This window comes from Hymenobacter aquaticus (assembly GCF_004765605.1).
Classification (GTDB): Bacteria; Bacteroidota; Bacteroidia; order Cytophagales; family Hymenobacteraceae; genus Hymenobacter; species Hymenobacter aquaticus.
In genome coordinates this window covers 133319-147411 of record NZ_SRLC01000003.1, presented here as the reverse complement: position 1 = coordinate 147411, position 14093 = coordinate 133319, and the positions used below count along the sequence as shown (strand labels likewise).

11 protein-coding genes are annotated in these 14093 nt (G+C 64.8%); 3 read left to right on the top strand and 8 right to left on the bottom strand.

The window, feature by feature from the left end; all coding sequences use genetic code 11:
* Positions 1 to 80: 80 nt before the first annotated feature.
* Positions 81 to 344: a FeoA family protein gene (locus E5K00_RS20445; protein ID WP_245328374.1), complete on the top strand. Its 264-nt coding sequence runs from the start codon at positions 81 to 83 to the stop codon at positions 342 to 344.
* 10 nt (positions 345 to 354) lie between these two features.
* Positions 355 to 2547, top strand: a complete 2193-nt coding sequence (feoB, locus tag E5K00_RS20440; RefSeq protein WP_135465173.1) for a ferrous iron transport protein B — start codon at positions 355 to 357, stop codon at positions 2545 to 2547.
* A gap of 90 nt (positions 2548 to 2637) precedes the next feature.
* Here feoB and E5K00_RS20435 read toward each other — a convergent pair whose 3' ends face one another.
* From E5K00_RS20435 to selD, 6 genes are all read right to left on the bottom strand, one after another.
* Entirely contained in the window at positions 2638 to 3342 is a 705-nt protein-coding gene (locus tag E5K00_RS20435; protein WP_135465172.1) for an SAM-dependent methyltransferase, read from the bottom strand.
* A gap of 84 nt (positions 3343 to 3426) precedes the next feature.
* Positions 3427 to 4197 (bottom strand): alpha/beta fold hydrolase, encoded by a 771-nt coding sequence (locus tag E5K00_RS20430; protein ID WP_135465171.1) that lies wholly within the window; start codon positions 4195 to 4197, stop codon positions 3427 to 3429.
* An 81-nt stretch (positions 4198 to 4278) separates the two neighbouring features.
* Positions 4279 to 7308 (bottom strand): SBBP repeat-containing protein, encoded by a 3030-nt coding sequence (locus E5K00_RS20425; RefSeq protein ID WP_135465170.1) that lies wholly within the window; start codon positions 7306 to 7308, stop codon positions 4279 to 4281.
* 120 nt (positions 7309 to 7428) lie between these two features.
* Complete coding sequence (locus E5K00_RS20420) at positions 7429 to 9336, bottom strand: sensor histidine kinase (RefSeq protein ID WP_135465169.1); 1908 nt, start codon at positions 9334 to 9336, stop codon at positions 7429 to 7431.
* Between the two features lie 93 nt (positions 9337 to 9429).
* A complete protein-coding gene (locus tag E5K00_RS20415) occupies positions 9430 to 10023 on the bottom strand; it encodes a hypothetical protein (protein WP_135465168.1) in 594 nt (197 codons plus the stop codon).
* Between the two features lie 3 nt (positions 10024 to 10026).
* The gene (gene selD / locus E5K00_RS20410; protein ID WP_135465167.1) at positions 10027 to 11091 is read right to left on the bottom strand and encodes a selenide, water dikinase SelD; all 1065 of its coding nucleotides are present in this window, start codon (positions 11089 to 11091) and stop codon (positions 10027 to 10029) included.
* Positions 11092 to 11304: 213 nt separating this feature from the next.
* Between selD and E5K00_RS20405 the strand changes: the two genes are divergently transcribed.
* On the top strand, positions 11305 to 12390 hold the full coding sequence (locus tag E5K00_RS20405; RefSeq protein ID WP_135465166.1) for an acyltransferase family protein: 1086 nt from the start codon (positions 11305 to 11307) through the stop codon (positions 12388 to 12390).
* Positions 12391 to 12540: 150 nt separating this feature from the next.
* Here the strand turns inward: E5K00_RS20405 and E5K00_RS20400 are convergent, their stop codons facing one another.
* Both E5K00_RS20400 and mnmH read right to left on the bottom strand, forming a co-directional pair.
* Positions 12541 to 12933, bottom strand: coding sequence for a VOC family protein (locus E5K00_RS20400; protein WP_135465165.1), 393 nt, complete (start codon positions 12931 to 12933; stop codon positions 12541 to 12543).
* Positions 12934 to 13974, bottom strand: coding sequence for a tRNA 2-selenouridine(34) synthase MnmH (mnmH, locus tag E5K00_RS20395; RefSeq protein WP_135465164.1), 1041 nt, complete (start codon positions 13972 to 13974; stop codon positions 12934 to 12936). It lies immediately after the preceding gene.
* Positions 13975 to 14093: the final 119 nt, after the last annotated feature.

Genomic DNA, 14093 nt, shown 5'->3' with positions numbered 1-14093 from the left:
GCGCCAACAATCTGCGTTTTGGCCGAAACCTAAATGGGTAGTACCTTTGTTTGAACAGAATCTAAATAACGCCCCCGCCCGTGTCCAGCCGTTCCGCCCAAGTGAAGCCCAATGCACCCCGCAGCGTGAAAGACCTGCGCCTGGGCGAAACCGGCACCATCTGCTGCCTCCAGGACCCGGAAATGGCGCTTAAGCTGTTGGAAATGGGCTGCATTCCTGGTACGGCCGTGCGCCTCAACAGCCGGGCCCCGCTGGGCTGCCCCATCACGCTGGTCGTCGGCGACGACGACTACACGTTGTCGTTGCGGGTAAGCGAGGCGGCCACCATCCTTTTGAAAGACTAGCCGCCGCCGCATGGCCCGCGCAACCTTCATATCTGACCCTACCGGCGCAGCTGCCTCGGCCTTGACGCTGGAAGCCCTGCGCGACGTGCCACCGCGCAGCCACCGGGAGCTGACGCGCATTGCCCTGATTGGTAACCCCAACTCGGGCAAGTCGTCCTTGTTCAACCAACTCACGGGCCTCAACCAGAAAGTCGGCAACTTCCCCGGCGTTACCGTCGACCGGAAAACCGGCATCAGTCAGCTCACGGCCCAGCACCGGGCCGAAATCATCGACCTGCCCGGCACCTACTCGCTCTACCCCAAGAGCCTCGACGAGAAGGTAATTACCGACCTGCTCTACGACCAGACCTCGGATCAGTACCCCGATTTCGTGGTGGTGACGGTGGACGCCTCCAACCTGCGGCGCAACCTGCTGCTGTTTACGCAGCTGGCCGACCTAGGCCTGCCCGCCGTGCTGGCCCTGAACATGATGGACGTGGCCGAGCAACACGGCGTGCAGATTGACATCATGGCCCTGCAGCAGGAGCTGGGCGTGCCCATCATTCCGATGAATGCCCGCAAGGGTGTGGGTATTGCGGCCCTCAAGATTGTGATGTCGCGGCAGCTGGGCGCGCCGACGCGCAGCTTCTACGCGCCGGGCGAAGACCTGCTGCCCATGATCCGGCAGATTCGCTACTACTTCAACCTGCACAACGACTACCTGGCGCTGCACTACGCGCACCAGTTCCGGCAGATCAGCTTCCTCTCGGCCGACGACAAGGCTTACGTTGCCGAGCTGGTCGAGAAGTACGACTTCCAGCCCACGCCCCGGCAGGCCCAGGAAACCATCGACCGGTACGCCCGCGTCAACGAAATCCTGCTGAACACCGTGACGGTGGTGCGGACCGAGAAAAACGAGCCCTACAGCAACAAGCTCGACAAGGTGCTGACCCATAAAGTGTGGGGCTACCTGATTTTCTTCGGCATCCTGTTCCTGATGTTCCAGGCCGTCTTTGCCTGGGCCAGCTACCCCATGGAGCTGATTGACGAGGGCGTGACGTGGATTAACCAGCTGGTGCAAACCAACTTCGACGGGCCGCTGGTGAACCTGCTCACCGAGGGCGTGCTGGCCGGCCTGGGCGGCGTGCTGATTTTCATCCCGCAGATTGCCCTGCTCTTCGCCTTTATTGCGGTGCTCGAAGAAACCGGCTACATGGCCCGCGTCACGTTCATGATGGACCGCATCATGCGCAAGTTCGGGCTGAACGGCAAGAGCATCGTGCCCCTGATTTCGGGGGTGGCCTGCGCCGTGCCGGCCATTATGAGCGCGCGCACCATCGAAAACTGGAAGGACCGCATCATCACCATCTTCGTGACGCCGCTGATGAGCTGCTCGGCCCGGATTCCGGTGTACACGGTGCTCATTGCCCTGGTGGTGCCGCCCACCAAGGTGCTGGGCATCTTCAACCTGCAGGGCATTGCCCTGATGGGGCTGTACCTGCTGGGCTTCTTCGCGGCCATTTTCTCGGCCTGGGTTTTGAAGCTGATTTTGCGGACCCAGAACAAGAGCTACTTCATCATGGAGTTTCCGGTGTACCGCTGGCCGCGCTGGAAAAACGTGGGCATTACCATCGTGGAGAAGGTGAAGGCCTTCGTGTTTCAGGCTGGTAAGGTCATCGTGGCCATTTCCGTCATTCTGTGGGTGCTGGCTTCGTATGGGCCGGGCAACGCCCTGGAGCAGGCCGAAACCCGGGTGCGGGCCACGGCGGCCCGGCAGCAGCTCTCGGCCGAGGAAACCGACATCCGCATTGCCTCCGAAAAGCTGGAAAGCTCCTACGCCGGCGTGTTCGGGCGCACCCTGGAGCCGGCCATCCGCCCCCTGGGCTTTGACTGGAAAATCGGCATTGCCCTGATTACCTCGTTTGCGGCCCGGGAAGTATTCGTGGGCACCATTTCCACCATCTACAGCGTGGGCCAGGATGCCGACATGCGCACGGTGCAGCAGAAGCTGGCCGCCGAGAAAGACGACAACGGGCAGCCGTTCTTCACCCCGGCCCGAGCGTTTTCGCTGCTGGTGTTCTACGTGTTTGCCATGCAGTGCATGAGCACTTTGGCCGTGGTGTACCGCGAAACCAAAGGCTGGAAATGGCCCCTGCTCCAGTTGCTTTACATGACCGGCCTGGCCTACGCCTCGTCACTGGTAGTGTATCAGCTGTTCAAGTAGTTAGTTGTTCGTTGTTCGTTGTCAGTTGTTAGTAAGGTTATGGCCTGACAACTGACAACTGACAACTGACAACTGACAACGAACAACGAACTACCGCCCAATCAGGAATACGGCGGGCTGCTTGTGAATCTGGGGGAGCTTGCCTTTCCAGTTGGCCACCGTGTCGGTGCGGACCAGCTCGTCGGGGGCGGTGAGGTTGGCGGCAATGCAGAGGCGGGTAGAGGGGTTGAGCTGGGTCAGCAAGTCGTCCAGCATCTGCATGTTGCGGTAGGGCGTTTCGATGAACAGCTGGGTCTGGTGCTGACTCAGGGCCTGCTTTTCCAGAGCCTTGATGGCTGCGATGCGCTGGGCCCGCTCGATGGGCAGGTAGCCGTGAAACGCGAAGCTCTGCCCGTTCATGCCCGAGCCCATCAGGGCCAGCAACAACGACGACGGCCCCACCAGCGGCACTACTTTTATGCCCAGCTTGTGGGCCAACCGGGCCACTTCCGCGCCGGGGTCGGCCACGCCGGGGCAGCCCGCTTCCGAAATGACGCCGGCATCCTGCCCGGCCACCACAGCCTTCAGCGCCTCCTGAATCTGGGCTTCGGTCGAATCTTTGTCGATGACGCTGATGCGCAGACTCTCGATTACCTGGGCCGGGGCCACGCTCTTGATGAAGCGCCGGGCCGTGCGGGCATTTTCCACCAGAAAGTACGACAGGGCCGCTACCTGCGTAGCCACCTGCGCCGGCAGCACCTGGGCCGCCGTATCGTCGGCTAGCACGGTGGGAATAAGGTAGAGGGTACCCTTCATTGCAATGGGAGAATAATGGAAGAGTGAATGGGTGAATGATGTAACGAGAGAGCGGGGCAATTAACCATTCTCCCATTCAGCCATTCAACTCTTGGCAAAGGCCTCGACCAGGGCGTAGACTTCGTCGGGCTTCTCGGCGTGCAGCCAGTGGCCGACGTCCACCACGGTTTCGACCTGGCTGTTGGGAAACAGGGCCGGAATGGCGTAGAGCTTGTCTTCGGTGCTCACGTAGTCCGACTTGCCACCGCGCACAAATAGAGCGGGCTTCAGGAAGGGCGTGGGGCCGGTGATTTCGGCGCCGATGGCGGGCATGTGCTCCGTGAGGGCCGCCAGGTTGGGGCGCCAGGCAAAGGAGTTGTCGTCGCGGCGGTACAGGTTCTTGAGCAGGAACTGCCGCACGCCGAGCTGCGGAATGTGCTGGGCCAGCGCGTCGTCGGCCTGCTGCCTCGATTCAATCGTGGCCAGGTTCACGGCGTGCAGGCCGGCCAGAATATCGTCCTGGTGGCGCATATCCGACAGGCGGGGGGCAATGTCGAGCACGATGAGCTTGTCGAGGCGGGTGGGGTGGTCGAGGGCGAAGCGCATGGCCACTTTGCCGCCCATGCTGTGGCCCATCAGCGTCACGTGCTGCAACTGCAGCTGGTCGAAGAGCTCCAGCACGTCCTGGCTCATCAGCTCGTAGCTGTGCTCGGCCGTCTGGGGCGAGCGGCCGTGGTTGCGCAGGTCCACCACGATGACGCGGTGGGTTTCGGCCCAGCGCTTGGCCAGGGTCTGCCAGTTGTCGGAAGTGCCGAAGAGGCCGTGCAGGATAACGAGCGGATTGCCGGCGCCCAGTTCGCGAAAGTGAAGTTGCATGGGGCAAAGGTCGGAAGAAGCGGGCAAACAAAACGGGCCGGCCGCTTAGACAGCAGCCGGCCCGGGCAACTCGGGCAGAAGCTAGTCCTGTCTGATGACTTTCAACACCTGCTGCTGCTGGCCCTGGCGCACGGTAAGCGTATACACACCCGCCGGCCACCGGGCCGCCTCGGGCAGCATCAGGGCCGTCTGGCGGGCCCTAAGCGTGAGCTGTTGGTGCAGCCACTGGCGGCCCGTCACATCGTGCGCCGTGATATCCACCACCCCAGCCACGGGAGCTAATAGTTGCACCGTTAGCTGATGGGCAAAAGGGTTGGGAAAAGCCTCGGCCAGCGTCATTGTTTTGGCCCGCTGGGTATTCCCCGTAACGGTACCGTTCAGGCGGGCCAGGAAACCCACCGAATGCTCTGCGGCCGGGCTGGTCAGGGCCAAAGTGCCGAAGGTGGCGCGGATGCCGCCGTAACGCCCCGCAAACTCGCCACCCAGGTAGATAGTGCCGGCATTGTCGAGGGCCAGGCTGTGGGCGAAGTTGGTGCCGCCCGAGCTTTTGGCCCACTGCCACTGCCCGGCCGGGGTCAGCTTGGCGACGAAGGAGTCGTAGAGGCTGCTGCGGCTGTACGGCAGCGTGGCAGAGCCGAAAATAGCTCCCGCGCTCCGGAAGTTGCCGGTTACGTACGCACTGCCGTCCGTCCCGACGGCTATGGCCCGGCCCTCATTTGAGCCCCGCATGCCGCCCTGCGCGGCCCACTGCCACTGGCCGGCCCTACTGATTTTGGCTACGAATATGTCGGAGGAGTCGGAGCTGGTGAAGGTGGTGGGGCCGAAGGTAGCCGACGTGCGGAAGGAGCCCGTGACGTAGGCATTGCCGCTGGCATCGGCGGCAATACCCCTCGCGTAGACGCTGCCGCCGGTGGCTGGCGTGGCCCACTGCCACTGCCCCGCCGTGCTGATCTTGGCCACGTACGAGGATGGGGAGCCGGGATTGGTGAGCGTGGTGGTGCCAAACGTAGCCGTTGGGGTTGCATAAGGGCCCGTTACGTAAGCCCCGCCGGCCGCATCGAGGGCCAGGCCGGCTCCGTTGCCGCCGCCCGTAGTGGCCCAGAGCCACTGCCCGGCGCTGGTCAGCTGGGCCACGAAGGTTGCGCCACCAAAGCTGTTCTGGTTGGTCAGAGTACTAGTGCCGAATCCGGCCGTCGCACTCTCAAACGAGCCGGTAACGTACACCCGGCCGGTGGCGTCTACTGCCACTCCGTTGCCTCGGTCGTCGTTGTTGCCCCCGGCCTGCCGGCCCCACTGCCATTGCCCGCTGCCATTCAGCTTGGCCACGAATACATCGAAACCCTTATAGCCGCCCACAATGCTGCTTAGAGCGGAAGGGCCAAAGGTGGCGTCCCCCTTGAAGCTGCCCGTGACGTACACGTTGCCATCGGCATCCAGGGCCAGCCCGTGCTTGTCGTCGAAATAGGCGGTGCCGTAGCTGGCCATGCCGCCGGCCTGCGTTATCCAGAGCCACTGGCCAGCCGCGTTGCGCTTAGCCACAAACAGTTCGTTGATGTTGTGGCTGCTCAGCACGGTGGAGCCAAAAGCCAGCGTGCCGGTAAACGAGCCGGCCAGGTACACGTTGCCGGCCGCGTCGGTAGCCGTGGCGTGCACCGCGGCGTCGCCACCACCGTTGCCCTGCCCGGCCCACTGCCACTGCCCGGCGCTATTGAGCTTGGCCACGAAAAGGTCGGCCACGCCGTTGCTGTTGAGCGCGCTGGAGCCGAAGGAGATGGTGCCTTCGTAGAAAGTCCCGGTCAGAAATACGTTGTTGCCGGCATCCACGGCAATGCTGCTGCTGCTGGCGTCGCCCACGCCCGTGTTTTCGGTGGCCCACTGCCACTGGCCGGCCGCATTGATTTTAGCGACGTACGTGGCCCACTGCGGGCCGGTCTTATCCAGGGTGACGCTACCCAGCGTGAGGCGGCGGCTGTTGCTGGTACCAGTCAGGTAGGCATTGCCGCTGGCATCCGTTGTCAGGTCGCTGGCGGTTTCGACGTCGCTGCCGCCGGCCCGCGCAACCCACTGCCATTGGCCGGCGCTGTTCAGCTTGGCGACGAAGGCTTCGTTGGTGTCGGGACTGTTCAGGGCAAGGCTGCCAAACGTGACCGGGCCCCGTTGCGTCTGCCCCGCCACGTAGGGGTTGCCCGCCGCGTCGAGGGCTAGGCCGCTGGCCTGCTCGTTGTCTCGGCCGCCGGCTTTCACCGCCCAGAGCCATTGGCCTGCCGGGTCCAGCTTGGCCACAAACAGGTCGGACAAGCCGCTGCCCCCAACGGTGCTGGTGTTCGGCAGGGACAACGCGCCGAAGACGGCCTCGTCCCCGTAAAAAGTTCCGGTCACGTAGGTGTTGCCGCTGGCGTCGACCTTGAGGCCGGTGACGTAATTTGCCTTGTTGCTGCCCGCTTTCATGGCCCACTGCCACTGGCCGGCCGGCGTCAGCTTCGCCACGAAAATGTCGCCGGTAGTGTAGGTTAGGGTGGTGGTGCCGAAGGTGGCCCCGGAGCCGAAGTTGCCGGTAACGTAGACGTTGCCGCTGGCATCGAGGGCCAGGTTGCTGGCTTGCTTGCTACCGGGCCCGCTGGCCTGGTAGGCCCAGAGCCACTGCCCGGCGCGGCTAAGCTTGGCGACAAACAAATCGGAGCCGTAGAGGCTGGTGGAGGTGCTGGTGAGCGTCGTGCTGCCCAGCGTGATACTGGGGCCGTAAAAGTTGCCGGCCACGTACAGGTCCCCGGCGGCGTCGACGGCCAGGTTGCCGGGCCCCACTTTCGGCAGGGTGAGGATCCACTGACTGGTATTGGCGGCATCCAGCCGGGCAATAAATGAAGTATACCCTTCGCTGCGCAGCGTGCGGCCCCCCAGGCTGATGACCCCCTGAAAGGTGCCCGTCACGTAGAGGCCGCCGCTGCCGTCGGCAATGGTGCGGGCCCCGGTTGACTGCCCGTTGAGTTCCGAGGTGCCTACGGCCGTGGCCGCCTCCCAGGTTTGGGCCGCGCCGGAACCGCCAGTCAGAAGCAGGGCAAAAAGTAGCCACAAGCCCAGCAGGCGCGGCGCGAAGCGTAAGGGTTGAAGCATGCAGACGGCAATAAGAACGGAGAGAAGAACAGACAGAATCCGCCCGAACACTGGGGGGGAAACAGGAGCCAAAAGCCGAAAGTACGGCGCTGGCCAGGCCCGACCAAGCTGGGGCGGCAACTAAGCCGCCACCAGGGGTAGCTCGACCAGCACGCTGGTGCCCCCGCCCGGCACGCTCCGGATGTCGAGCGTGCCGCCGTGGCGCTGCACGAAGGCCTTGCACAGCAGCAGCCCCAGGCCGGTGCCGGTGCGCGGCCCCAGCGGAGCGGTGGGCGTGGTCAGGGCGCTGGCGCTCAGTACTTCCGCCACCAGGTTGGCCGGCATGCCGTGGCCCGAGTCCGTGACGGTGAGCAGCACCGTGCCGGGCCGGGTGCCGGGCGCGGCCGAGAACTGCACGGTGCCGCCCAGGGGCGTGAACTTCAGGGCGTTGCCCACCAGGTTGCGCAGAATCGTGCGGGCCATGTTCTGGTCGGCCCAGAGCACCAGGCCGGCGGGGTTGCGGGCCTCCAGCGTAATCTGCTTGGCCTCGGCCGTGGTATGGTACAGCTCCTGGCTTTCGGCGAAGAGGGCGGCCACCGGCACCCGCTCGGGGCGGTAGGCCAGCTCGCCGGTCTGGCTCACGGCCCAGTTCAGCAGGTTGTCGAGCAGGTTGTTCAGGCTCTGGGCCGACTGCCGCACCAGGGCCGGCAGCCGTTGCAGGCCTTCCTGGTCGCCGCGCTTGAGGTAGAAGCCAATCAGCTCCGTGACGCCCACGAACGACGTGACCGGGCCGCGCAGGTCGTGGGCCACGATGGCGTAGAGCCGGTCTTTGGAGGCGGCCATCTGGCGCAGCTCGGCGGTGGTTTCGTGCAGGGCCCGGTTGTTGGCGGCCAGCGCGGCCCGGCTGCGGCGCAGCTGCCAGTACAGAAAGCCGAACCCGGCCAACCCCAGCACCAGGGCGGCAATAGCGCCCCACAGCTCCCGGTTGCGCAGCTGTTGCAGCTCGGTTTGCTGGGTCAGCAGCTGAATCTGGTTTTCCTTGTCCTCGCTGTCGTAGCGGCTTTGCAGGGCCGTGAGCATGGCCAGGCGGCGGCCGTTGTTGAGCGAGTCGTTCAGGGCCACGTACCGCTCCTGCCAGGCGTAGGCCTGCCGGTACTGGTCTTGGCGGGTGGCCACGGTGGCCAGCAGGCTGTAGGCATCCAGCACCCGCTCCTGACTTTGGCCCAGCCGGGCCTGCCGCAGGGCGCGCCGGGCCAGCACGCCGGCCTCGGCTACTTGGTTTTTCTCCAGGTTCATCAGGCTCCACAGCTCCAGGTTGCCGGCCTCAAAGCGGGGCTGATGCGCCTCCTGGGTCAGGCGCAGGGCCCTTTGGATCAGCTCCTCGGCCTGGGCGTAGCGCTTGGCGTTGAAGTGGTAGGTGCTCAGATTGGCCAGGTAAATCGACTCGTGTACGGCGCTGCCGGTGCGCCGGGCCAAAGCCAGGGCCCGCTCGGTGTAGTGCAGGGCCTTGGCATTTTGCTCCAGGTAAAAGAAGAAGCTCGACAAGTTGCCGTACAGCAGCAGCTGCGTGGCGGGCCGCACACCCGGCCGGTCGGCCAGGGCCAGGGCAGCCCGGTAGTGCTGGCCCGCCTGCACGGTATCGGCCCGCTCGTGGTGCACGGCGGCCATCGAGGCGTGGCTGCGCACCAGGCCGTCGGCGCTATTCAGCTGCCGGGCCAGCCCCAGGGCCTGGGCGTAGAGCTGGAGCGCGTGCGCCCCGTCCGAGAGCACCGCGTAGCAGCTGCCCAGCGTGTTCAGGCTCTGCATCAGGCCGCGCTGGTCGTGCAGGCGCTGGGCCAGGGCCACGGCCTGCTCGCCGTAGCGCCGGGCCGTGTCGGGCGAAAGGTCGTGCAGGGCGTAGCTGAGCGAGTCCAGCACCAGCACGCGGCCGGGCGAGGCGGGCAGGTGGGGCAGCTGCCGGCGCAGGCGCTGCACCGTGGCCTGGTCCTGGGCCCGCGCCACCGGCGCGGTGAGCCCCCACAGCAGCAGAAAAAGTAAACAGTGCCGCATCAGGCCAGGCAGAAAAAAGTAAGCAACAAAAGTAGCACCCCGGCCGCGAATCCCGGCACGAAGCGGCTGCTTTGGGAGCTTGCCGCCGCCGGCTTACAGAAAGCAGGCCCAGCGCTGCCGCCGCTCCAGGCTGGAGTTGCGCAGAAATTCGGCCACCGGCTCCAGGTTGGTCAGCAGGGAGGTGAGCGTCAGGATCTGCCCCGAGGCCAGATGCAGCCGCAGGAAGTTGTAGTTGCTCCAGAACGCCCGCTTCGAGCGACACGTCACGTACTCCACCCGCACCAGGTCGCGCCGGGCGAAGGGCACCAACTGCCGGCCCTCGTACACTTCCAGCTTGTTCTGCTTGGGGTCGAACACCAGGGTGGTGTGCAGGTTGCGGGCGTAGTACTGGGCGTGCAGAATAAGAGCCGGCACCGAAAAACCCAGAATCACGCTGGCCAGGGCCACCAGCAGCACCAGCTCGTAGGCGCTGAGGGTGCCCAGGTAGAGAAACGACACCAGGAAGGGCAACCCCACGCTCATGCACAGCAGGGGCCAGAACAGCAGGTAGAACTGCCGCAGGAACGTGGGCCGGTACACCCGACTGGCCTGGGTGAAAAAGCCCGTAATAAAGCGCAGCCCGAACACGATGGCGCAGACCGCCACCGTAAATTCGAGCAGCGGCCGCAGGAAGGGAAACAGCTTCACCGCCTACTTCACCTCAATCCAGGGCTCCCCGGCAACGTGGGCCCGCAGCGTGCCAAACGATTCGAGCTGCAAGCCATACTGCTCGAACACGGCCTGCACCTGGGCCCGGCCGCCGGGCTCCACGCACACCAGCAGGCCGCCCGAGGTCTGGGGGTCGCAGAGCCACTGGCGCTGCTCCTCAGTAATCTCGCCGATCTTGTGGCCGTAGCTGTCCCAGTTGCGCACCGTGCCGCCCGGAATGGCCTTTTGCTGGCGGTACTGCTCGGCCTCGGCCAGCAGCGGCACCTTGCCGAAGTCGATTTCGGCGGTCAGGTTGCTGCCTTCGCACACCTCCGAGAGGTGACCCAGCAGGCCGAAGCCCGTCACGTCGGTCATGGCCCGCACGGCCTCCAATTGGCCCAGGTCGTAGCCGATCTTGTTGAGCTGCATCATGCTCTGGGGGGCAATCTGCTCGTGCTCGGGGAGCAGAATGCCGCGCTTCTGCGAGGTCGTCAGCATGCCCACGCCCAGGGGCTTGGTCAAATACAGCTCGCAGCCGGCCGTGGCCGTGTCGTTCTGCTTCAGGTTCTTGATGTCGAGCATCCCGGTCACGGCCAGGCCGAAAATGGGCTCCGGCGAGTCGATGCTGTGGCCGCCGGCCAATGGGATGCCCGCCTCGGCGCAGATGCTGCGGCTGCCCTCAATCACCCGGCGGGCCACTTCGGGGGCCAGCTTGTCGATGGGCCAGCCCAGCACGGCAATAGCCATAACCGGCCGCCCGCCCATGGCATACACGTCGCTGATGGCGTTGGCCGACGCTATCCGCCCGAAATCGTAGGCGTCATCCACGATGGGCATGAAGAAGTCGGTGGTGCTGATGATGGCCTGCCCGCCGCCGATGTCGTACACGGCCGCGTCGTCGCGGCTGCTGTTGCCCACCAGCAGCTTCTCGTGCTCGGGCTGGGCGATGCTGGTGTGCAGAATCTGGTCGAGCACCTTGGGCGCGATTTTGCAGCCGCAGCCCGCGCCGTGGCTATACTGGGTCAGGCGAATCTGGTCGGTGGCGGGGGAGGAGGTATCGGAAGACATGAGGAGGAAAGTCAGAGGTTGGCGAAGATAACCGGTAGAAGCGGCAAAAGTGAGAACGGGCTCCGTGGCTCGAGCGTTCCGGCGGCAAAAAAGTAGCGGCGCTTACGATGCCGGTAGCATCAACCAAGGCTGTTATCCAGGCCTTTCTTCCTGAAGGGGACTACTGCAAGCGTTGCCGGAGGTATTTTGCGGCTTCTTTTTCTCCGCTTGCCTATGCCCGCTGTCCACAATATACCCAATACACCTGCTGCGCTACCGTCGGCCACGCCACATTTCGCCGTGCTCGATGGCCTGCGCGGTATTGCTGCCCTGGCCGTGGTGGTATACCACTTCATGGAAATCGTGGTACCCGACTATGAGCACCTCTTTATTGCCCACGCTTACCTGGCCGTCGACTTTTTCTTCTGCCTCTCCGGCTTTGTGATGGCCTGCGCCTACGACACGCGCCTGGCGAAAATCGGTATTGGGGCCTTCCTGCGTCGCCGGCTGATTCGCTTGCATCCGCTGGTGCTGGTAGGCTCGGTGCTCGGCTTGCTCACGTTTCGTCTCGACCCCTTCAGTGCCGTGTATGCCGCGTATGCCGAGCGGGTCTGGCAGGTGTTTCTGGCCTCGTGCCTGCTGATTCCCTACCCGATAATGCCCGAGCGCACCTTCAATCTTTTCCCGCTCAATGCGCCCACGTGGTCGTTATTTTGGGAGTACATCGCCAACGTGGTCTACGCCCTGGTGCTGGTGCGCGTGCGGCCGCGCCTACTGTACGTGCTCACGCTGCTGGCCGCCGGGGCCCTGGTCTACCAGGCCACGCTGGTGCCGAATCTGAGCATTGGCTGGGACCGGAATACGTTCTGGGGCGGGGCCGTGCGTGTGAGCTATTCGTTTCTGATGGGCCTGGTGCTGTACCGGGCCCGCTGGATCGTGCCTAACCGCCTCGGGTTTGTGGGCGTGGGGCTGCTGCTACTGGCGGGCCTGCTATTTCCTTACCGCAGCAATCTGACCGGGCTTACGGACTCGCTGACCGTGCTCGTCTATTTTCCCCTGCTCGTGGCACTGGGTGCCGGCGCTCACCTGAACCCACGTCTGGCCAAGACCTGCCACTGGCTCGGGGAGCTTTCCTACCCGCTTTACATGGTGCATTACCCGTTTGTGTGGGTATTTCTGAGCTACGTGGCCACGCAGAAGCCGCCCATGAGCACGCTGGCCTGGCTGGTGCCAACCGCTACGCTGGCCCTGGTGGGGCTGGCTTACCTGCTGCTGGTAACCGTGGACGCGCCGCTACGCCGCTACCTGAGCAAGCGTTAGTCCCTGACGAAGGCAACAAGCTACGCTGACGCAGCAGGCCAAGGGCAGGATTCGCAGCCTTAGCGCGTACAGCCGCCCCATTGGTAGAAGCACTCTTCTAAGAACTGATACAACGGTTGTCGTTCCGGCACGTCAACTACCAAGTGCGTGCTACAGCGCCCAGGCGGCCTGCTGCAGCACCACCCGGTAGCCGTCGGGGTCTTCGAAAGTGCGGCCCCGCTGGTCCCAGTAGGGATTGTAGGAATGCACGGGCGGGTAGCCGTGGTCGAGCAGGCGCTGCACGGCGGCCTGCCACTCCATAGCGTCGGGCAGGTAGAAGACCAGCAGGTTGTCCTGGGTCGGGGCGCGGCCCACGGGGTGGCCGGGCTGGTGGGTAAACTCGAAGTGGTAGGGCCCGGCCGGGTGGCCCAGCATCACCCCGTCGAAGCCGTTGTGGGCCGCGAAGGACGTCAGCTCGGGCAGGCCCAGTCCGTCGCGGTAGAAGCGGACCACGGCCGCCAGGTTGTCGGTGGGGCGGGCCACCCGCAGCGTGGGGGCCAGCATCTAGGCGGTTGCCAGCAAGCCTGCCTGCGCCACGGCGGCCAGCACCAGGTCGGCATTCACCCGCGGGTCGCAGGTGTCGGACGGAATCCGGACGACCTGGCTGTTGACCTTGTTATCGAGCCCGAAGCCGTAGGTTTTGTCGTAGTAGGAGAGGGCAATGTCGACCATCTGCTCCATGTCGCCGGCCGCAATGGCGGCCAGGGCCTGCTTGGTAGCCAGGCCGCCCAGCCGCTTGCTGATGCGCTGAATGGCCTCGGCCAGCTGCTGCGGGTCTTCCTTGCCGTACTCGGCCGCCAGCTTGCGGGTGCGCACCGGGCGGGGAATGTCGAGTACGAAAAGGGGAGCCGCCCGCATCTGTTCGAACAGCGCCTTGGGAATGTTGAGCCGCCCGATGGTCAGGCTCTCGTCTTCCAGCCAGGGCGTCACGTCCGCTGGCAGCTGGCTCAGCTCCAGGGCCAGGTTATTCTCAAACTGCTCGGGCGTGGGCTGGGGCGGCAGCCCGATGGCCCCGAACGAGGAGCCCTTGTGACTGGCCAGCCCTTCCAGGTCCACGATGGTTTCGCCGCGGCGGGCCAGCTCGTGCAGCACGTCGGTCTTGCCCGAGCCCGTGAGGCCGCCCAGAATCAGCATGGGCCGGGGCTCGGCGAACTGCGCCAGGGCCCAGCGGCGGTAATCCTTGTAGCCCTTATCCAGCAGATGCACCTTGAAGCCGGCCAGCTCCAGCAGCCAGTGCACGGCCCCGCTGCGCATGCCGCCCCGCCAGCAGTGCAGGCGCACTTCCTTGTTGGGCGCCAGCTTCTGGGCCTGCTTCACCATGCGGCTCATCTTGGGCCCGAAGAAGTCGAGCCCGATGTGGATGGCCCGGTCCTGGCTGACCTGCTTGTAGGCCGTGCCGATGCGGGCCCGCTCCGCATCCGAAAACAGCGGCAGGCTCAGGGCCCCCGGAATGTGGCCGTGGGCGTACTCGATGGGCGCGCGCACGTCCAGAATGGGGGCGTCGGCGGGCCCGGTCAGGAATTCGGAAAGCGGAATACGAGGCAAAGGCGAAGTGGTGAAGTAGTGAAACGGTGAACTAGTGGCCCGGGCTGCCCTACAGCCGCGTAGCGGCACCATGTCTATAGAAACAGTAGCCTTGCTGGAAGCGAGCCGCAGGGCGGCGG